The organism is Streptomyces sp. NPDC042201 (assembly GCF_055582185.1).
The window spans coordinates 73,495-93,807 of sequence record NZ_JBVJDS010000006.1 but is presented as its reverse complement, the minus strand read 5'-3'; the positions used below and the strand labels follow the sequence as shown (position 1 = coordinate 93,807).

Here is a 20,313-nt window from a genome sequence, read left to right as displayed (position 1 = left end):
CGTCCGGTGGCTGTGGGTGCCGGTGTCGGGGACGCGGGCGGGGCCAGGGGAGACGCGGGCGGGGCCAGGGCGGGTGAGCCGGGGGGCGCGGGTGAGGGGGCGGGTGCGCGGCGGCGTGTGTGCCGTGGTGTTCGTGGTGCTGGTGGCATCGGCCGGTGTGTTCTCGCCGTGGGGTGGGGATGTTCGGGCGGCGGGCGCGGCTACGGACGCGGTGGTGGTGGTGGCCGGCGGTGGGGGTGGGGTGGGGTCGCCGGTTGGGGTTGGGGAGGTGCGGGAAACTCGCATGAGGCCCCCTGGGGTGAGGTTCAGCGGGTCGCATCAGCCGGCGCCGGCAAGCGGCGCCGGCTGATGGATCCAATGCCTCTACGGGGGGCCCATTGCGGCAGATGGCCTGACCGCCGCCCGGGCGCTTCGGCGGTAGGTCGGCTGCCACTCCCCCGGAGAGGATGGGCGACCCACCGGTTTGGATGTATCCAGTTATCCATGAGAGTGAATATGACAGCAACAATCCCGTGACGAATCCACTCGAATGGCTCAACACGTCACGGGCGGCGAAAATGCCGGGCCGGCGGGGTGTCCGGGCGGCGCCGGGTGCTGTCACCTGCCGGGATGCCCGCCGGCGCGGCGGCCCGCCCGGACAGAACCACGACGCGTGCCCCTGGAGGTCCTCGGGGCGCGGTCAGGCCCACCGTACTTGCGAAATACCCCGTTCTGTGCCCATACGTTCCTGGCAGGGGTGAGCAGTCGTCCGTGACGGCGCCCCGCTCCCGCCGCCAACTCCGGTCCCGTAACACCCGTCCCGCGCGGGCCGGGTGGCAGCACCCGGCCCGCAGCACCTGGCCTGTGTCACCCGGTCGCCAGCGCCTGGGCGGCAGCACCCGGCGGGTGTCATCCGGCCGGCAATACCGGGTCCGTGTCAGCCGGATGGTGGCCTTCGGCCTGCCACTCCGAGACGTTCATCACCTGGGCTGCGGTCGCCCGCACGGCCTGGCGGCTTATCCGGCGAAATTCCGCGGCAGCCCGCGTGTGGCCTGCGGAGTGTGCTGGTCAGCCGGACTGAATACGCTGGACAGGTAGCGCTGTTCGCCTTTCGGCCCAGAAACGGTGGACGGCCCAGCCGGCCCCGAGCGCAGCGGTTGTCCAGACGATGACCTCGGCGAGAATGATTGCCGGGGTCACGGTGAGGTGCGGCCGGGGCGGCAGCACGACCATCTGCATGGCAGCGCCTACCGGAACTGTCAGCGCCGCAAGCAAGCCGACCGGTCCGGGCCGTCTGATGGCTGCACCCACTACACCAAGGACCAGTCCGAAGGGGAGGCCTGCCAGCAGCCAGCTGACGATATCGGTGCCGGCTCCCGAGACGAAGGCGTCCGTCGCGTAGTACGCCACCGTGGCAGCGACCAGGGCCAGGGCTCCGGCGAGCGCACCTCGGACCCATGTCCCGGCCGGCCAGCCCATCGCCACCGCCAGTGCGGCCCAGGACCAGCCTGCGTCCATCAGGAGGCTGAGCACCTTGGCGGCCTTGGCCCAGACGGTGCCCGTGAGCGACATTCCGAGCTCCGCATATGGCGACGAAAGCGCGTTGACGAGTGAGGTAGCCGCCCCGAAGCCGGTCCCGGCGGCGAGGCCTCCCGCCATGGTTTTCATACCGTGTGGGTATCCAGTGCGCTGTGATGCCCCTCCGAGCTGTCGCTGACCGCTCGTGGTGGGTGCGGTCCGTTCACGTGACTCCGACCCAATCCGGGTGCTGCCCATGGAGCTGGACCCCTTTTGCCCGTTCGGGTGGACGAAGCCCGAGTGGTCCACGGGGCACGTCCACCGAGCAGGGATCAGAAACAGGTACTTGCGACAAACGGGCCTGCGTCTTTCATGGCACCGTTACCGTCGCGGCGATCGGGCTGTGGCTCAGGCCCCTGACATTGGTTCCCTGTTCACCCTGTTCATCCTGCTTGCAGGGCTTGGGCCCTGCGCTGCAGGTCCGCGGCGATGTCGTCCCACTCCGGGCCGTGCAGCCAGAGGTTCTCGGCCGCTTCCCGTAGCAATGCCGGCTCGTCCGGTCGCTGAAGGAGCACCAGCCGGTAGGCAAGGTTGCGGACCCAGACCGGGAGGAGTCCGTCCACCACGTGTGGGCACAGCTCGTGCACCATGGTGAGGATCTCGTCCGGGTCAGCGAAGGTCAGCTCTTCGGCGAAGTAGTGCTTCCGGTGTTCAAGCGCGCACTCCGGCACAGCTCGGTACTCGTCTCCGAACAGACACCGGGCGTGCTCGGTCAGAGTGCTATGCATGCCCGGGAGCCTACGTCGTCTTGATCCGCCGGACAGCCCTTAGGTGGAGTGGCGTATGACGAGGTGGGGTTGGAGGGTGATGTGGGGTTGGGTGATGGGTTCCTGGCGGAGTTGCGCGATCATGAGGTGTGCCATGTGGTGGCCCATGTTTTCGAGGGGCTGGTGGATGGAGGTGAGTGGGGGGTCGGTGTCGGTGGCGAGGGGGGGAGTCGTCGAAGCCGACTACGGCGACGTCGTGGGGGATACGGCGTCCGGATTCTTTGAGTACGCGTAGGGCGCCGACGGCCATGCTGTCGGAGGCGGTGAAGACGGCGTCGAGTTCGGGTGCGCGGGTGAGGAGTTCGCGCATGGCGTGGGCTCCGGAGGCGGCGGTGAAGTCGCCGTGGGCGGCGAGGTCGGTACGCAGTCCGGTGTCGGTGAGTGCGGTGCGCCAGCCTTCGAGGCGGTCGGTGCCGGCGCGGGTGTCCAGTGGTCCGGTGATGGTGGCTATGCGGCGGCGGCCGCGGCTGGTGAGGTGGTGGACGGCGAGGCGGGCGCCTTGGTGGTTGTCGAGGTCGACGCCGTATTCGGGGTGGAATCCGGTGGGGGCGCCGACCATGACGGTGGGCAGGCCGGCTTCGTGGAGGTGCCGGGGCATGGGGTCGTCTCCGCGCAGGGAGCTGAGGAGTACGCCGTCGACGTGGCGTGCTGTGAGGTAGCTGGTGAGTTGTGCGTGTTCCTGGGGGGAGTGGGCGATGGCGAGGAGGAGTTGCAGGCCGGTGCCGCTGATGCCGGTGTGGACGCCGCGCACGATGGCGGAGAAGTAGGGCTCTTCCCAGAAGACGCGTTCTTGTGAGACGGCTACGACGAAGGCGAGTGTGTCGGTGCGGCGGCGTACGAGGGCGCGGGCGGCGGGGTTGGGTACGTAGCCGAGTTCGGCGACGGCGCGCAGTACCGCCCGGCGGGATTTCTGGCTGACGTTGCCGGTGGCGTTGACGACGCGGGAGGCGGTGCCCCGGCCGACACCCGCGCGGGCTGCCACGGCTTCGAGTGTCGGCCGCCGAACCTGCATGGTCCAAAACCTCCCTCTCCGGACGGTCTCCCGGCCGGATCACGCACAACGTCGTTTCCGCCCACGCACGCGCGACCGTACGCACAGCCGTACACGCACAGCCGTACACGCACAGCCGTACACGCACAGCCGTACACGCACAGCCGTACACGCCCATCCCTACATGCACGGACGGACACGCGCGTCCGTCCGCACGCGTCCGGCCGTGCGTGCGTCGCGCGGGGTGGTCGTGTCCGCGTTTCCGGTCGTGCCCGTGCGGTCGGGTCCGTGCGTGCGGTCGGGTGTGCGTGGCCTGACTAGGTGTCAGTTATTCAGGTTAGCGCCCGGGTTGGGACCGTGCGGGCGGTACAGGCGATGCGGGCTGTGCGGGCGGTACCGGCGGTGTGGGTGTGGGGGGTGGGGGTGGTTGCCAGGTGTTGATGGTTTTGGCGGCGAGGGTCATGGCGAGCATGAGGAGGGCGAGCAGGCCGAGTGCGCGGGGGAGGCCGAGGGTGTGGGAGAGGAGGCCGATGAGGGCGGGGCCGGCGAGTAGTCCGATGTATCCGAAGGCGGCGACGGTGGCGATGGCTTTTCCGGTGTCGGTGGGGACTTGCTCGCCGGCTGCTTTGAACATTTGGGGCATGATGCAGGACAGTCCGAGGCCGAAGACGGTGAGGCCGGTCAGGGCGCCGAGGGGGTGGGCGGTGAGGAGGCCGAGGGTGAGTCCGGTGCCTGATGTGAGGGCGGAGAGGGTGACCAGTTTCATGGGGCCGAGGCGGACGGCTGCCCGGTCGGCGAGGAGGCGGCCGGTGGCCATGGCGGCGGAGAAGAGGAGGTAGCCGGCGGGGGCGAGTGCGGGGGTGAGCAGTACGTGCTCGCGTAGGTAGACGCCGCTCCAGTCGGCGATGGCGCCTTCGGCGAGGAGGCAGGCGAAGCAGCAGGCGCCGAGGAACAGGACGCGGCTGTTGGCCAGGGCCCGCCTGCCCTGTCGTGGTGTGGGTGTGCGGGTGGGCCGGGGGCCGGGTGGGGTGAAGTGGCCGCAGGCCAGGGCGGCGAGTACGAGGAGGGCGCCCAGGGCGGTCAGTCCGGTGTGCGGGGGGATGTCCAGTTCTACGGTGAGGATGCCGAGGCCGGATCCGGCGAGTGCGCCGGCGCTGAAGACGGCGTGGATGGAGGCGATGACGGGGCGTCCGTATGCGCGGTCGACCTGGACGGCCTGGGCGTTCATCGAGACGTTGTAGGCGCCGCCGGCGAGTCCGAAGAAGAGCAGGGCTGCCATGAGGAGGGGCAGGTCGGGGGCGGTGCCGGTGGCGGTCAGGCCGAGGGCGACGGCTATGGAGGCGGCGCGGCTGACGCGGGCGCTGCCCAGGCGGTCCACCAGGGGGCCGATCGCGGTCAGTCCGGCTACGGTGCCGGCCGAGGCGACCAGCAGGGCCAGGCTGAGCTGGACGTCGCTGAGTGCCATCTTGTGCTTGATGTCGGGGATGCGCGCGACCCAGGAGGAGAAGGCGATGCCGTTGATGAAGAAGTATCCCGATACGGCGCGCCGGGCGGTGCGGAGGTGGCGGGTGGGTGGTGCCGGTGAGGGGGGTGTGACGGTCACGGGCTATCGGGCTCCGACAGGTTCGGGGGCTGTCATGTCCAGGATTTCCCTGGCGAGTTCGGGCTGGCCCTCGCGTTCCATGGTGAGGGAGAGCCGCCTGAGGAAGCCGCCTTTGAGGTCGGGTACGTCGGAGAGCTGGATGGTCTGTCGTTGCAGCGAGATGCTCATCGCGTGGAAGAAGCCCGCGGTGTCCACTTCGGCCTTGCGCCGGTAGTAGTCGGCGCCGATGCGGCTGCGGTCGGAGGAGCCGGTGACGTTCTGGGGGATGCGGTAGAGGCTGGGGATGGATCCGATGTAGCCGAGGGCGCCGCCGCCCGCGGCCATCCGGAACCAGGTGTGTCCGTCCTCGGAGCCCCGTACGTCGGGGAAGGGGTGGGCGAGTGCGAGTTCGGTGCGGACGGCGACGGTGGAGGTCAGGGTGGTGTAGCCGGTTTCCACTCCCATGCGTATCCAGGCGTCGCGGCCTTCGACGGGTGCGTCGTGGTGGGATTCGATGATCTCTCTGACCGAGGGGGTCAGCCGGTTCTCCGGCACCGGGGCGCCGGCTTCGTCGATGACGGTGAAGGTCGAGTAGATGAAGTCGACCTCGGGGCGTTCGGTGAGGACGCGGCGGGTCAGTTCGAGGCGGCGGGGGTGTGAGAGGTCGTCGGCGTCCTGGAACAGGACGATCCCGGAGCCCTGTTCGTGGGCCCAGCGGACGCCGATGTTGCGGCAGATGCCCTGCCCGCGGTTCACGTCCTGCTGGAGCAGGACGATCCGCCCGTCCGAGGCGGCGGCCATCTCCCGCAGCCGTTCACGGTCCCGCGGCTGCGGTGAGGCGTCGTCGACGATGACCAGCCGCCAGTCCCGGTCGCTCTGGCCGCGCAGGCTCGCGAGGGTCTCTTCCAGGTACTGGAAGGCTCTGGGGTCGTCACTGTAGTGCGGCATCACGAACGTGGCGGTGGCGGTGGCGGCGGTGGCGGTGGCGGCGGCGGTGGTGGCGGGCGGTGCGGGCGGTGCGGGCGTCACGGTGCTCTTTTCTTCTTCTCTTTCGGAACCGGTGGATCCGCAGGCGGGAGGTCCTGCTGTCACCGGCCGGCCCACGGCATGGGCTCGACGGCGTCGAACGTCGACCGGATGACGGTGCGTGCCGTTGCGTCGGCGGTCCCGGAAACAGCCAGGACGATTTCCAGGACGTGCAGGGCATGCCGCGCGGACAGTCTCGGACTGACCCCCCGGCTGATAGCTGCCGCCATGTCCGCGATGCCGCGGGAGAAGTCCATGTCGTGGGTGTCCTGGTAGCGGAACGGATAGTCGGCGGGGCGGACCAGTGGAATATTTTCCGCCTCGGCCAGGTAGTGGTGCACCGACTCCGATACGTCCGCCCTGCGGCGTACCTTCACTTCCGCGCCGTAGTCCCAGCATTCCGATACCGACAGCACGCCCGCGTCGCCGACGATCTGCAGTGAATGGTTCTCCGGGGCCAGCGTTCCGCATGTGAGGCGGGCGACGACACCAGAATCGAATTCGATGCAGGCACAGGTGAAGTCGGCGGCGAACCCCGTGTCGGGCGTGCCGAGCTTTTCCGGCTGTATCAGCCGGCCGAACGACACCACTTCCGAGACGGGGCCGAAGAACGCGGTCAGCCAGGTCACGTAGTAGCCGGCGTGCTCCAGCGTGGGGCCGACCCGGAATTCGTCCTCGTAGGGCCACGGCGCACCCGAAGGGCTGATCCACGTGCGGTAGGGCATCTGGTGGACCGCGCCGTCGTCGAGTTCCGCGTAGACCAGCCGCGGCCGGCCGATGACCTCGTCCCGCAGCGCCCGCCACACCGTCTGCGCGGTCTCACCGAGCGCGGAGCAGGGCGCGGAGGAGAGGGTGAGGCCCCGTTCCTCGGCGAATTCCACCAGGTCCGTCGCCTGCCGCAGGTCCTCCGCGAAGGGTTTCTCCGAGTAGACGTGCTTTCCCGCCTCCAGGCAGCGGCGGGACACCTCGTAGTGGCTGCCCGGGTTGGTGAGATTGACGACTATCGCCACGGTCCCGTCGGCGAGGAGTTCCTCGACCGAGGAGTACGGATGGACACCGTGAAACCCGGAGAACTTTTTCGACCGTTCACTGTCGCAGTCGTATACGCCACGCAGGGCGAGTTCCGGATGATTCGGAAGAGTCGCCATATAGAAATCGGCAACATATCCGCATCCGATAAAAGCGATACCTGTCGTGCCGGTCATTAATCCGCTCATGTGGAGTTCCCCCCGAGAATTCTTTCGAGCGTCAGACAGTGCAGGTGAAGAAAGGCCTCCCGGACCCTGGAGCGGGCCGGGAAGACGCACCCCGAGATGCGATGAGATCCGATGAGGTGCGGTACGGCGCGGTGCGGGCGGTGCGCTGCCTCCCGGCAGGGAGGGAAGGCTCCGGCCTGCAGGCCCCCACAATTCGAACATGATGTGAAGGTGGATGTGATCACGGCAGGGAGTGCCGGGTCAAGCGTCTGCCGATGGCACGCTTCTCACCCCCGTGTACTGCGTGCTTCTTCGCCCCGTGGCAGCCGGCACCGGTAGATGGAACGGTCTGTGCCGGCCGCTTCTTTATCGAACACGGATGATCGCGCGGGCGTCAAGGCGTATTCGGTCCCGTGGCCGATTGAGCGTGGGGGCTGGGATCGCACGATCATTGCGGTCTGGTGTGTTTTGGTCGGACGGGCCGGACGGCCGGCCCGCTCCGGCCCGCTTCGGTCCGGCCCGGTCTCCGTGTCCGGAGGGTCACCGCTCTGACGTGCGAGGCCTCCGCCGTCCCCGGACCCGGTCACCGGGCACACCGTGCCCCTCCGGTGGCCGGCCGGGCCTGCCCTCCGGGCCCGGCGGAGAGGCCAGGTTGGCGGAAACTCGTCCCCTCACACCGCCCGGAACGACAACCCGGCATCACTCCCGCCCCCGTAAGACCCGCACACGACACAACACCGCACGGGACGGTGCACCAGCCGGCCCCAGCAACGACGCAACGACGCAACGACGCCGCGACGCAGCAGCGTGACGGCGCAGCGACGCAACGGCGCCGTGACGCAGCAGCGTGACGGCGCGATGGGGCCGTGACACGACAGCGTGGCAGTGCGGCAGTTGTGACGGTGCGGTGTTGGTATCCGTCGGGCGGGGGTGCCGGGTCAGCCCATGCCGGGCAGGTGGGCGTTGACGGCCTTCGCGGTCGTGGCGAGTTCGGGCAGTTCGACCACGGTCACGCCGGCTGCCAGGAGCTGTTCGTAGCCGGTGCAGTCGGCGACGAACAGTGAGGGCTCGCGCCAGGCGATGACGACGCGTGGCAGGCCCGCGGTGAGGATGAGCTGTGCGCAGGGGTGCGGGCGTGAGCGGCGCTGGGAGCAGGGCTCCAGTGTGCTGTAGATCGTCGCCGTTCTCAGGCGGGGGTCGCCGGGGGGAAGCTTTCCGAGCGCGGATTCCTCCGCGTGGACGTGCGCGTCGGTCTCGCGGCTGTACCCGTGGGCCAGCTCGGTGCCGTCGGCGTCGACGATCACCGAGCCGACGGAGTACGCGCTCGTGGACGGCGGGCACAGGGCTGCCAGGTCGATCGCCCTGCGCATCCAGTGCAGGTCGCGGCCGTGGGTGGCGTCGCTCATCAGGCACGTTCCTTCGGTGCGTAGCGGAGCAGTACGGTATCGCCGACGGTCCGGGCCTCCAGCAGGCGCATCCGCGCGGCCGGTCCGCCGGGATAGTCGGCGGCGCCGAGGAATTTGCGGGCGTCCGGCTGCCCCACGAGCAGGGGAGCCACGGCGAGTTGGACCTCGTCGGCCAGGTCCTGTGCCATCAGCTGGGTGTGGAGGGTGCCGCCGCCCTCCACCATGAGCCGGCGGACACCGCGCCGGCCGAGTTCGTCGAGGACCTGACCCCAGTCGAGCCCGGGGCCGGTGCTGACCACGTCGGCCAGTCCGCCCAGGGCCGCCCGCACTTTTCCGAGCGCGGCATCGACGGTGAAGACGAGTTTCTCGCCGCCGTGGTGCCAGAACCTGAGGCCGGCGCTCACGTCACCGGAGGCGGTGACGGTGACTTTCAGCGGATGCGCGGGCAGGCCCCGCGCCACCCGGGCCGCCCGGCGTTCCTCGCTGTTCACCAGGAGCCGGGGGTTGTCGCCGCGCAGGGTGGCCGCGCCGATCAGGATCGCGTCGGCCTCCGCACGGACTTCGTCGACGCGGTCGAAGTCCGCGGCGCTGGACAGCAGCAGCCGCTGGTCGCTGGCGTCGTCCAGGTAGCCGTCGACGCTCATCGCGGCGGAAAGCAAAACGTAGGGGCGGGTGGTCATCAGGTCATCCGTTCTGTCAGGACTCATGCGCGAGCACGGCGTTGGAGTGTTCACCCAGGCGCCTTCACACCGCCAAGGAAAACCACCCACCGGAACCCCCTCGGAACCCCCGGAGACCGGAACCCCCGGAGACCGGAACCCCCGGAGACCGGAACTCCCGGGCGGCCGGAACCCACCGGAACCGCCCGGAGACCGGAACTGCCCGGACAGCCAGGCCACCAAGCGGTCAGGCGGCTGGACAACCAGGTGGCCTGGCAGCCTGGTTGCCGGACTGCCGGGGGAGTGGGGGCGGGTGTGCGGGAGCCGGGTTGTCCGGAGCCGGTGATCACGGACCCAGCCCCCGGGGTGTGCCGGTGCGCCGGTGCCGCGTTGGCGGGCAGGCAGGAGGCAGCTCCCGCTGGGGACAACTCCCGCTGTGCGGAAGCCGGTCCATGGCGGCTGGCGCCACTGTATGCGCGTACCGCGGCCCCTGCGCAACCGCGCCCGCATCGCCGACGGTCCACGTTCCCGGCCCCCGCCCGCCGGAACATAACGTTCCCCACCGCAAATAACCACGGTATTCCGGAACCCCGCACCACCGGAAGAGGAAGACCAAATTCCTTTCACCACAGGGCTTCTGTTATTCCGTGCCGCGCTCTTCGCCGCCTTTTGCAGCAAAGTCTGATGTGTTCCGTACAGGCATACAGGAACGTTCTAGTGTGTGCGGATGATCTCGGAAACGAACCCAGAGCGAAGCGCCGCGGACACCGCCGCGCACAGTCTGTCGTCCGGCAGCGGATGGGCGCCGACGGCCCCCCGGTCGGCCTCCACCACGCTGCTGGCACTCCGTCATGGCGAGACCGCGCTGACCCCTGAGAAGCGGTTCTCCGGAAGCGGCGGCACCGACCCCGAGCTCTCCGAGCGGGGCCGCTGGCAAGCGGACCGCGCCGCCGCCTCCACCCTCCTGGCCGGCGCCGGCATTGACGCGGTCGTCTGCTCCCCGCTGCGGCGCTGCCGGCAGACCGCGGCGGCCGTCGCCCGCCGCTTCGGCCTGGACCCCGTGGTCGAGGACGGGCTGCGGGAAGCCGACTTCGGCGACTGGGAAGAGCTGACCTACGAGGAGGTACGCGCCCGCTTCCCCCAGGATCTTCAGGCCTGGCATACCTCACCCCGGACCGCGCCCACCGGGAGCACGGAGAGCTTCGCCGACGTGGCCCGGCGCATAGCCGAAACCAGGGACCGGCTGCTCTCCCGCTACCAGGGACGCACGGTCCTCGCGGTCACCCATGTCACACCGGTCAAGGCACTGATCCAGCTGGCGCTCAACGCCCCGGGGGAGGCGCTGTTCGCGATGGAACTGTCCCCGGCGTCCTTCTCGGGTGTGACATACACCGGCGAGAAGGCGTCCATGCGCCTGTACAACGACACCTCTCATCTGCGCTGATCCACGAAAACCCGTGGATCCGGGCGTAGTTGGGCCCATCGGCCGGCCGGCCCGCCGCACACCACCGGGGGCCGGCGGGCCGGCCGTGACAAGCGCCTGGTCAGGGCGGCCGGACGGCCCGGGCGGACACGCACACGCCGCCCGCGGCCGCCACCACACCGGACGGTGGCCGCCCGGAACGGTGTGATCACCATGTGTTGACGCAGCCATAGGTGCGTGCCAAGGTCTTGGGAGCGCTCCCGAACTGACCGGGGGAGCGCGGGGTACGGCTTGGTGTTTCTTCTGTCCGGGGCGGAAGAACCGTCGTACCGGACCATGAACGGGGGACAACGCACTGCCATGCACTTACGTGACCATGACGATCCATGCCGTCGCCGCAGGCTGCCCGGCCGCGCCGGGCGCAGGCACTCCATTCCCGAACCGCCTTCCCGCCGGGCCCAGTTGTGGCCGTCGCCGGGAAGATGCCGCGCGGACCGTACGGTGAATCAGCCCGCCGCCCCTCCTGACCGCTGACCCCGGCACGTACACGCCGGTCCGCCGGCCCGTACGGGGATCACCCGCGGTTCGCGGTGACACAGGCACACACCCCACCGCACCCCACCGCAAACCCACCGAACCCACCGGGCGCCTGCCGGGCCTGCCGGGACTCACCCGGGCAGGATCTGGTGTGATCCAGGGGGACTTGGCGGGGTCCGGCGGATCCGTTCGCAACCCACTGAGCACACCACGGGGCCCGCGCACCTGCCTGCGCGCCGTACGGGGCTGACGGCGTGCCCGCGAGGCATCACCACGCCTCGTCGTACGCCTCACCACCCGCCTCGCCATGCGCGTCACCCAACCGCCTCGTCGTCTGCCTCACCACCCGCCCCGCCATACGCATCACCCGCACGCCTTGCCGTACGCGTTGTCACCTGACCTGCTTCGTCGTACGCCTGAGCACGCTTTTCCGTCTGCCCCGCCGTCTTTCTCACCCATGCCCTTTTCGCCCTTCACCTTTCACCTTTCGCCTTCACCGCCGGGGCCGGGCCGGAGGCGGAGGGGGTCGCCGGTACGCGTCTGACGCCGGGCGGCCGTCAAAACGGGCCTGGCGTGGGCGGGCGGGGGCGGGCCTGTTCTGTCACGCACCAGACCACACTGCCGTGAGACAAGGAATGACAGATGACTCAGAACACACTGACACCGGACGTGGGCCAGGAGCGGCCGCCGCTGAGTGTCCGTACCACGGTGAACATACCGATCAGGCTCCAGGACGGACGGGAGACGACTCCCCGCGTCAGTTCCTTTGGGGGGCTGCCGTCCAACTGGCCTGTCGACAAGGAGCCGTTGGCCCTGGTGTTCGGTGACCCCGGCGCCGTGCCCCTGGTGCGCCTGCACTCGGAATGCCTCACCGGTGATGTCTTCGGATCGCTGCGCTGCGACTGCGGACCGCAACTCGCCGAGACGCTGAGCCTGTTCGCCGACGAGGGCGGCATCCTCATCTATCTGCGCCAGGAGGGCCGGGGCATCGGGCTGTACAACAAGCTGGACGCCTATGTCCTGCAGGACAGTGGCGTGGACACCTTCGAGGCCAACCGGATGCTGAACCTGCCTGACGACGCGCGGGATTACTGGGTGGCGGCCGCGGCCTTGTCCGCTCTCGGCCACCGCGAGATCCGGCTGGTGTCGAACAACCCCGACAAGCAGCGCCAGTTGTCCGACCTGGGGATCCGGGTCGCCGAGTCGGTGCCGACGGGCTGTCACATCAACCCGTTCAACGACCACTACCTGCGTACGAAGGTGGACTACGCCGGGCATCAGATCGCCGTCGAGCCGAGGACTCTTGCGTGAACCCTTCCCTGTACGAGTCCCTCCGCAAGCGCCTTGAGGCACTGTGCCCGCACCGGGTTCTCACCGCGGGCCATCCCCGCTACGACGAGGTCCGGGGCATGTTCAACGGCATGCACGACCGGCGTCCCGCGGTGATCTGCCTGCCGGCCGACGGCGCCGAGATCCAGGCTGTGGTCACGGCCGGACGGGAGGCGGGCATCCCCGTCACCGTCCGGGGCGGCGGACACAACGTCGCGGGATCGGGCTCGAACGACAACGGCCTCGTCATCGACCTCCGTCTGATGCGGCAGGTGACGGTCGACCCCGAACACGCTCTGGCCCGTGTGCAGGGCGGAGCCACCTGGGACGACGTCGACGCGGCCGCCGCCGAGCACGGCCTCGCCACCACCGGGGGGACCGTGGGCTCCACCGGGGTCGCCGGGCTCACCCTCGGCGGCGGCCTCGGCTACCTCTCCCGCAGCCTGGGCCTGACCTGCGACCGGGTCCAGTCCTACCGGACCGTCACCGGCGACGGACAGCGCCGGCAGGTCGACGCCGACCACGACCCGCAGCTCAACCGGCTGCTGCGCGGCGCCGGGCACGGGCTGGGCGTCGTCGAGGAGTTCACCTTCCGTCTCGCCCCCGTCTCGCGGGTGTACGGCGGCCGGTTCGCCTACTCCCTGCGGCACGCGGCGCCCGTCCTGGCCGCCTTCGGTGACCTGATGGCGGACGCGCCACCGGAACTGACCTGCCTGCTGATGCTCGAACCGTGGGGAGATCCGCCCGCCCGGTCCGTCGTCGCCAACGTCTTCTACTTGGGCGGCGACCAGAGGGTCGTCGACCGGATCAGAAGCACCATGGGCGGCTGCGCCCCGCTGACCGGCCTCGACTTCGCCCCCCGCTCCTACCTGTCCATGCAGGCCTCGCTGGGGGAAACCGATTTCGGGCTGCGCCACTACTGGACCACGTGTTCCCTGAGCGCGCTGCCCGGTGATCTGGCCGAGGGTCTGGTCGAGCAGTACGCGCGTGGCGGCTGCGGTGACGGTGTCGATGACACGATCATCATCACACCGCTCGGCGGGGCGGTGAGTACCCCGGCCGAACCGGGAGCCATCTCCTTCCGCGACGCGGCGTATACCGTGCTGTCGATGGCCATCTGGCGTGACCCCGCACAGGACGACGCGCGAAGAGAGTGGGCACGCGGCGTCACCCGGCTGGCGCGTCCCTGGTCGCTCGGCGGTGACGGGCATGTCGACTACGTCAACTACGCCAGCGATCCCGTGGACCGGCACCGTCCTGACGGGCTGTCCGACGAGACGAGCCGGGCCCTGCGCGAGGTCAGAGCGCGCGTGGATCCCGACGGCGTCTTCACCCCCGTACTGCCCGCCGCCCCCGCCCTGCCCGCCCCGGCAACGGCCTGACCCCACCACCCCTGCCCACCACCCGACTGCCACCCTGCTCCCGGCCGGGCCCCCGCCCCGGCCGCTCCGGCCCGGCCTTTCCCGGCCCCCGCTCAGCCTCCCGCCCCGCCTCCATCTCGATCTCGCCCTCGCCCCCCATCTCGCCCCCACTTCGCCCCCGCCTCGCTTTCCATCTCGCCCTCCACCGAAGGACTTTGATGACACACCCGCCCGACCCGCAGGTTTGCGTGGTGATACCGACCTACAACCGGGCCGAGCTCCTGCGCCGGCAGCTCGAGGGGCTCACCCGGCAGCGTCTCGCGCCGGAACGGTTCGAAGTCGTCGTCGCCGACGACGGGTCCTGTGACCACACCGCCGAGGTGGTCGCGTCGTTCTCCGGCAAGCTGAGGATCGGCTATCACACCCAGGAAGACCTGGGCTTCCGGGCCGCTGCCGCCCGCAACGCCGGCGCCCGGCTGGCCACCGCCCCGCTCCTGGTCTTCCTGGACACCGGCGCCCTGATCGGCCCCGACTTCCTCACCGCGCACCTTGCGGCACACCAGGACCCGGACCAGCAGGACCAGGGCCAGGACCCGGACCAGGGCCAGGACCCGGACCAGCAGGACCAGGACCCGGACCAGGCCCAGGGACCGGACGAGGCCCAGGACCGGGCCCCGGACCCGGAGGGCCCCACGGGCGGCCGGCTCGTACTGGGCTACACCTACGGCTACAACCCCTACCAGCCCTTCCCGGGACTCGCCGACGCGCTGGCCGGCAGCGACCCGGAGGACGTGGTGCGCAGGTACTCCCACCAGAGCGAGTTCCGGGACCTGCGCCATGCCGATCTGGAGAAGGCGGGCTTCGACCTCGGCCGGCTCGCCGCTCCGTGGATGAACGTATGGGCGCTGAACATGTCCCTGCCGGCCGCCGACTTCCATGCCGTCGGCGGCTTCCACGAGGACTTCCGCTCCTGGGGCGGGGAAGACCTCGAGTTCGGCTTCCGGGTCCATGAGCGGGGCCTGCCCATCGTCCTCTCACGCCAGGCGTGGGCCCTGGAGAGCCCCCACGACCGTGATCTGGACGGTAACCGCAGCAGCAACTGCGCCAACTCCTGGCTGCTGTGGGAGAAGCACCCCGAACCGGTCATGGAGCTGTACGGGGCGATGTATTCCCGCAATCACTACGACCCGCCGCTGGAGTACGAATACCAGCGGCTGCTGGAGTGGAGGGACCGCTGCCACGACAGTGACGTGAGCGGGGAGGTGGCCCGGCTGGCGGCCGGCCCGCTGCCGGACGGCGGGCGGGCCTCCCGCGTGGTGGTCATGGGCGCCGGCGGCCACCGGCCGCCTCCCGCCGACGGCGTGACGTACACGCTGCTCGACTTCGACGAACGGCTGCTGGCCGGTATCCCGGCCGGGAACGGTACGGCCGTCCTGCACGCCATCGGCCTGCGCACCGTCCTGGAAGCGGGCTGCGCCGACCTCGTCGTGATCACCTCCCGGCTGCGCGGACTGTGGGAGCGCTGGTCGGCCGACGTGCTGACCGAGGCCTGCCGGATCGGCGGCTCGGTACGGGTCGCCTTCACCGACAGCACCGGGCCGCTGTGAGCGCGACCGCCACCCGGACACCGCTGGCCGCCACCCCCCAGCGGAAGATCATGCTCGGTGTCCTGCTCGTCGACACGATCGCCGCCGGAGCGTTCTACCCGCTCACCTTCCTCTATCTCCGGCTCAGCACCGACCTGCCGGTCGCGCAGATCGGTCTCATCCTGACCGGCGGCGGTCTCATCGCCCTGGTGCTCAACCCGGTCGCGGGCAGCGTGGCCGACCGCTGGGGCCCGCAGCGCACCATCGTGTGGGCGAACTTCTGCTGCGGCCTGGGCTACCTCGGGCTGATCGACATCCACGGCTGGCCCCAGCTGGTCGCCGCGGTGGCGTTCATCTCCCTTTCCCAGCGCCTGTACTGGGTCGGCTGGCCGGTGTTCGTGGCCGAACAGGTCGCCGAGGGCGAGACGCTGGACCGCTGGTTCGCCGTCGTCAACGCCTTCAAGAGCGGCGCGCTCGGCCTCGGCGCGGCCGCCGCCGCCCTCGCCCTGGCGGTCGGTGACGTCGGCACGCTGCGCGCCATCCTCGTCGCGGCCGTACTGGCCTCCTTCCTGTCGGCCGCGGTGTTCTTCCGGCTGCGCATGAACCCCCAGGCCCCACCCCCGACCGACCCCACCAGCACCAGCACCAGCACCAGCACCGGCGACGCCACCACCCCCGCCCCCACCACCACCACCGAAGCCACCAGCACCGGCGGAGGCGATGGCGGGAGCGGTGCTGGTGGGCCGGTGGGGTGGCGGGCGGTGCTCAGCGACCGTCCGTACGTCGCGATGACCGCCGCCCACACCGCTCTGACGTTCGCCTGGCTGCTGCCCAGCGTTGTCCTGCCCGTCTACCTCGTCGACACCCTGGACCTGCCGCCCTGGGTGCCTTCCATCGCGTTCGCGGTGAACACCGCCATGACCGTGCTGCTCCAGACCACCGTGGCCCGCGCCCTGGTCCCGCTGCGGCGCACCCGCGCGGTACTGGTGGGGGCCTGTGCATTCCTGCTGGCCTTCACCGTGTTCGCCGGCGCCCACAGTGCTCCCCGGACGGTCGCGCTGGTGCTCACCGCAGCGGGCATCATGCTGTTCTCCCTCGGTGAGATGTCGGCCGGGCCGCCCGCCCAGGCCCTGTCGATGGAAGCGGCGCCGGTGGCCCTGCGCGGCAGATACTCATCGGTCTTCCAGATGTCGTGGACCATCTCCAACATCGCGGGGCCGGCCGTCGTCGGCGCGCTCCTGCAGTGGAACAGCCTGGTCCTGTGGCTGGTCCTGGGCGCGCTCATCGGCATCGGCGGGCTGGGCTTCGTCGCCTGCGAGAAGGCCTTCCCGGCACGTGTCCTGTACTCCGAGGCGAAGAGAAGTGACCTATGAACCAGGGCGGACCCCGCATCCTCCATGTCAGCACCACCAGCAAACTGGGCGGTGTCAGCGAAGTCGTCCGCAGTGAACTGCCCTACCTCACCGAGCTGGGATGGCAGACCCGCTGGGTCGCGGCGAGCGACCTGGACGAGGCACACGACGCCGCGTTCGTCCTGCACAACGCCCTCTACGGGGTGCCGGCCGGTGATTTCCCCGCGGACCAGGTGCGCTCGGGTGTCAGCCGGTTCCTCGCCGCCAACACCGAAGCGGTCGTGGCGGCGGCACGCGAGGCGGACGTCGTCGTCCTGCACGATCCGATGGTCCTCACCCTGGCCACCGCGATCCGGCCGGTGACACCGAAGATCGCCTGGCGCTGCCACGTCGGCTCCGAAGACCTGGAGACGATCGACCAGGACGCGATCACCTTCCTGCGCCCCCAACTCGACGTCGTGGACCATCTGCTGTTCTCCCACCACAGCCTGATCTGGCCGGGATGGCAGGACGACAGCCGCATCATCGTCGTCCCCCCGGGTATCGATCCACGGTCATGGAAGAACCGGGATCTGCCGGAGGAGACGTACGAGGCCCTGTGGTCCGACCTCCATGCCGCCCGCGGCACCTGCCTGGCACAGGACACCGGCGAGCAGGACGCCCGTATCACCCTCGACGACTTCGGCACCGGCGGCCTGCGCGCCCCCGGCTCCCCCTTCGTCCTGCAGGTGTCGCGCTGGGATCCCCTCAAGGGACAGCTCGGAGTCGTCCGGGCCTTCGCCCGCCTCGCCGAGGACGATCCGGACACCGAACTCGTCCTGGTCGGCCCGCACATCGACGACCGGCAGAACTACCCCGTCAACCGCCGGGTGTGGCAGGACCTCATGCGCGCCCGCCAGGAACTGGACAGCCCGGTACGCGAACGGGTGCACATCTGGCGGTTCGGCCCGGTACAGCGCACCGGTGAGGACCTCGCCCTCAACGTGCTGCGCAGGCAGGCCCGCACGGTGGTGCAGAACAGCAGCCGGGAAAGCTTCGGCCTGACCGTCGCCGAGGCCATGTGGAAACGCGCCGTCGTCGTCGGCGCCGATGTCGACGGCATCAGCGCGCAGATCCACGACGGCGTCAACGGCCTCCTCGCCCCCTACACCGAGGGCGAAGGACCCTGGGCCGACACGGTGCGCCGCTCACTGACGGACGAGGCGGGACGCTCCCGCTGGAGCACGGCCGCGCGCGCCACGGTCGAAGAGCGCTACCTGTCCCGTCCCGGCGTACAACGCCAGACGGCCGCCTTCACCGGCACCCCGGACACCGGCAAAAACACCCCCTGACCCCCGCCCCCGCCCCCCTTCCCCCTGACACCCCCTGATGCACCGGCTGTTGACCGGCCGGTGAGAAGAGACGAGGCACCCCCCATGAGTGTGACGATGTGGTTCGACCCCACCTGCCCCTTCACCTGGCGCACCTCGCGCTGGCTGCGCACCGAGGCGCGGGCCCGGGGCGAGAAGGTGACCTGGCGGCTGATGAGCCTGGCCGTACTGAACGAGGCCCGCGACGTCCCGGACCAGCACCGGGAGGGCCAGCACGCCGGAGTACGCGTGCTGCGCGTCCTGGCGGCGGCGGCCGAACGCCACGGCAACGACGCGGTCGAGGCGCTCTACACCGAACTGGGCATACGCGTCCACGACCGGGGCGGCCGCTACGACACCGGGACCATCGCCGACGCGGTGACCGCCGCCGCACTGCCCGCCGGGCTGGCCGGGGCCGCCGACGACCCGGCCCGGGACGCGGCCGTACGGGCCAGCCACGAGGAAGGGCAGGCCCGCGCCGGCCAGGAGTCGGGCTCTCCGCTGACCGCCTTCGGCGACAGCGCCGGCTTCTTCGGACCGATCCTCACCGCCGTCCCCGCGGGCGAGGACGCGGCCCGCCTCTACGACAGCATGGCCGCGCTCTCCACCATCACCGCCTTCAGCGAACTGAAGCGGGCCAGGACCTGAACCACCACCCCGCCCAGCCCAGCCCAGCCGAGCCCGGCCCGCCCCGAGCCCGGCCCGCCCCGAGCCCGGCCCGCCCCGAGCCCGGCCCGCCCCGAGCCCGGCCCGCCCCGAGCCCGGCCCGCCCCGGGTCCGGTCCGGTCCGGTGCGAAGCCCCCGGCCGGGGTAGACGGCGTCCATGGCATCGCACAAGAAGCTCTACCCCCTGCTCCCGCGGGCCGTGCGGCAGCTGCGCCGTGTCCGTTCGCTGTACGCGGGGGGCGTCGCGCTGTGGGCTCTGGGTCTGCTCCTGGAGGCGGGGAAGAGCCCGGGGAGCCGGCAGATGTGGATCGCCCTGCTCATCATGGGCGTCTTCACCGTTCTGCTGTCGGTGACGTTCTTCCGGCTGTGGCGTCACGGCGCGGCCCTGCGTGTGAGGTCCGGCAGCGGCCGCACGGGATGAACCGGGCGGCTGAGCACACCCGGCCGGGTGTGCTCAGGCTGTGGTGCGTCCGGTGAGGTCCCGGGCCCTGCGTACGGTCGCCGCGTCGACCATGGCGCCGTGTCCGTCGCGGAACGCGCCGCTGCCGCGCCGCTGGTGATGTTCGAAGAGGTCGAGCAGGGCGTGTGCGTCGGCGAGTTCGGCGGGGTCGGTGCCGAACACCTCGTTGGCGATGGTGACCTGGTCGGGGTGGATGCAGGCGCGGCCCTGGAAGCCGAGGGCGCGCAGGTGCAGGCTCGACGCGCGGAATGCGGCGTGGTCGGCGGTGTGGACGCAGACGGGTGCGACGGCGCTGTCGAGCCGGTGGGCGACGGCGTGCGTGACGGTCAGGCCGCGGGCCCAGTCGAGCAGGTGGTCGCCGGGGTCGGGCGGCATGCGCAGGTCCGCGCGCAGGTCGACCTCGCCGAGCTGGACGCGGCGCACCGCGGGGTGGGGGGCGGTGGCGCCGAGGGTGAGCAGCCCGGCGGCGCTTTCGACGAGCAGCCCCAGCGCGACGGCCGGGACCGCGCCCGAAGCGACGGCCGGGGCGGCACCCGAGACGGCGGCGGACACAGCGGCGGCGGAAGCGGCCGCGGCGGAAACAGCGGCGGTGAGCGCGTCGAGATCCGCGCCGGCGGCCGCCTTGGGAATCCAGAGGCCGTCGATCCGGCCGGTGGCGAGCAGGGCGCGGGCGTCGTCGAGCCCGCGCGGGCCGGTGTTGATCCGTACCCAGAGTTCGGGGCCGCCGGTGCGGCGGGCGAGGGCGAAGGCGACAGCGGCGGCGCGGGCCTCGTCCTTGTGCCCCGGCGCGACGGCGTCCTCGAGATCGAGGATGAGCGCGTCGGCGTCGCTGCGCGTGGCGCCGCGCAGAAAGCGGGGCTGGTCGGCGGGAACGTAGAGGTGCGAACGGGGCGGCAGCGGGGGCACCGACCACTCCTCACATATAAAGAATCGGATGATGCATTTTCTAATGTGGTGATGTAGCTTACCAGTCGAGATACTTCGGGTTGGGGTGCCGTACGGGACCGGCCCCGCCACGCTCCCGGCCTGTGACAGGGGCGCGGAGGCGCGGCCGTCCCGCCCGTGC

Annotated in this window: 16 protein-coding genes and 1 pseudogene; 8 read left to right on the top strand and 9 right to left on the bottom strand. The window is 70.7% G+C overall.

Translation table 11 applies throughout. From position 1 onward, the window contains the following. Positions 1-1,047: 1,047 nt before the first annotated feature. The 8 genes and pseudogenes from ACZ6MZ_RS16315 to ACZ6MZ_RS16280 all read right to left on the bottom strand — a co-directional run bounded on the left by ACZ6MZ_RS16315 (position 1,048) and on the right by ACZ6MZ_RS16280 (position 9,205). A complete protein-coding gene (locus ACZ6MZ_RS16315; RefSeq protein WP_469352461.1) occupies positions 1,048-1,647 on the bottom strand; it encodes a hypothetical protein in 600 nt (199 codons plus the stop codon). A 293-nt stretch (positions 1,648-1,940) separates the two neighbouring features. Further along, positions 1,941-2,285 carry a hypothetical protein gene (locus ACZ6MZ_RS16310; protein WP_469352460.1) on the bottom strand — a complete coding sequence of 115 codons (345 nt, stop codon included), beginning with the start codon at positions 2,283-2,285 and terminating at the stop codon, positions 1,941-1,943. Positions 2,286-2,324: 39 nt separating this feature from the next. Next, positions 2,325-3,336: pseudogene (locus ACZ6MZ_RS16305) on the bottom strand (LacI family DNA-binding transcriptional regulator). Positions 3,337-3,652: 316 nt separating this feature from the next. Further along, positions 3,653-4,918: an MFS transporter gene (locus ACZ6MZ_RS16300; protein ID WP_469352458.1), complete on the bottom strand. Its 1,266-nt coding sequence runs from the start codon at positions 4,916-4,918 to the stop codon at positions 3,653-3,655. A gap of 3 nt (positions 4,919-4,921) precedes the next feature. Beyond that, entirely contained in the window at positions 4,922-5,926 is a 1,005-nt protein-coding gene (locus tag ACZ6MZ_RS16295; protein ID WP_469352456.1) for a glycosyltransferase family 2 protein, read from the bottom strand. 59 nt (positions 5,927-5,985) lie between these two features. After that, entirely contained in the window at positions 5,986-7,128 is a 1,143-nt protein-coding gene (locus ACZ6MZ_RS16290; protein ID WP_469352454.1) for a Gfo/Idh/MocA family protein, read from the bottom strand. Between the two features lie 929 nt (positions 7,129-8,057). Then, positions 8,058-8,525, bottom strand: coding sequence for a cytidine/deoxycytidylate deaminase family protein (locus ACZ6MZ_RS16285; protein ID WP_469352452.1), 468 nt, complete (start codon positions 8,523-8,525; stop codon positions 8,058-8,060). Next, positions 8,525-9,205 (bottom strand): RibD family protein, encoded by a 681-nt coding sequence (locus ACZ6MZ_RS16280; protein WP_469352450.1) that lies wholly within the window; start codon positions 9,203-9,205, stop codon positions 8,525-8,527. The genes ACZ6MZ_RS16285 and ACZ6MZ_RS16280 overlap by 1 nt, the downstream gene beginning before the upstream one ends. A gap of 706 nt (positions 9,206-9,911) precedes the next feature. Between ACZ6MZ_RS16280 and ACZ6MZ_RS16275 the strand changes: the two genes are divergently transcribed. The 8 genes from ACZ6MZ_RS16275 to ACZ6MZ_RS16240 all read left to right on the top strand — a co-directional run bounded on the left by ACZ6MZ_RS16275 (position 9,912) and on the right by ACZ6MZ_RS16240 (position 19,208). Further along, the gene (locus ACZ6MZ_RS16275; protein ID WP_469352449.1) at positions 9,912-10,628 is read left to right on the top strand and encodes a histidine phosphatase family protein; all 717 of its coding nucleotides are present in this window, start codon (positions 9,912-9,914) and stop codon (positions 10,626-10,628) included. 1,158 nt (positions 10,629-11,786) lie between these two features. Next, positions 11,787-12,455: a GTP cyclohydrolase II gene (locus ACZ6MZ_RS16270; protein WP_384180360.1), complete on the top strand. Its 669-nt coding sequence runs from the start codon at positions 11,787-11,789 to the stop codon at positions 12,453-12,455. Continuing rightward, the gene (locus tag ACZ6MZ_RS16265; RefSeq protein WP_469352447.1) at positions 12,452-13,855 is read left to right on the top strand and encodes an FAD-binding oxidoreductase; all 1,404 of its coding nucleotides are present in this window, start codon (positions 12,452-12,454) and stop codon (positions 13,853-13,855) included. Before ACZ6MZ_RS16270 ends, ACZ6MZ_RS16265 begins: the two co-directional genes overlap by 4 nt. A gap of 227 nt (positions 13,856-14,082) precedes the next feature. Further along, positions 14,083-15,441: a glycosyltransferase gene (locus ACZ6MZ_RS16260; RefSeq protein WP_469352445.1), complete on the top strand. Its 1,359-nt coding sequence runs from the start codon at positions 14,083-14,085 to the stop codon at positions 15,439-15,441. Continuing rightward, a complete protein-coding gene (locus ACZ6MZ_RS16255; RefSeq protein WP_469352444.1) occupies positions 15,438-16,793 on the top strand; it encodes an MFS transporter in 1,356 nt (451 codons plus the stop codon). The genes ACZ6MZ_RS16260 and ACZ6MZ_RS16255 overlap by 4 nt, the downstream gene beginning before the upstream one ends. Next, complete coding sequence (locus ACZ6MZ_RS16250) at positions 16,790-18,103, top strand: glycosyltransferase (protein ID WP_386879306.1); 1,314 nt, start codon at positions 16,790-16,792, stop codon at positions 18,101-18,103. The genes ACZ6MZ_RS16255 and ACZ6MZ_RS16250 overlap by 4 nt, the downstream gene beginning before the upstream one ends. Positions 18,104-18,187: 84 nt before the next feature. After that, a complete protein-coding gene (locus tag ACZ6MZ_RS16245) occupies positions 18,188-18,769 on the top strand; it encodes a DsbA family protein (RefSeq protein ID WP_469352443.1) in 582 nt (193 codons plus the stop codon). A 175-nt stretch (positions 18,770-18,944) separates the two neighbouring features. Further along, positions 18,945-19,208, top strand: coding sequence for a hypothetical protein (locus tag ACZ6MZ_RS16240; RefSeq protein ID WP_384180371.1), 264 nt, complete (start codon positions 18,945-18,947; stop codon positions 19,206-19,208). Positions 19,209-19,241: 33 nt separating this feature from the next. Here the strand turns inward: ACZ6MZ_RS16240 and ACZ6MZ_RS16235 are convergent, their stop codons facing one another. After that, positions 19,242-20,153 carry an HpcH/HpaI aldolase/citrate lyase family protein gene (locus tag ACZ6MZ_RS16235; RefSeq protein ID WP_469352440.1) on the bottom strand — a complete coding sequence of 304 codons (912 nt, stop codon included), beginning with the start codon at positions 20,151-20,153 and terminating at the stop codon, positions 19,242-19,244. Positions 20,154-20,313 lie beyond the last annotated feature (160 nt).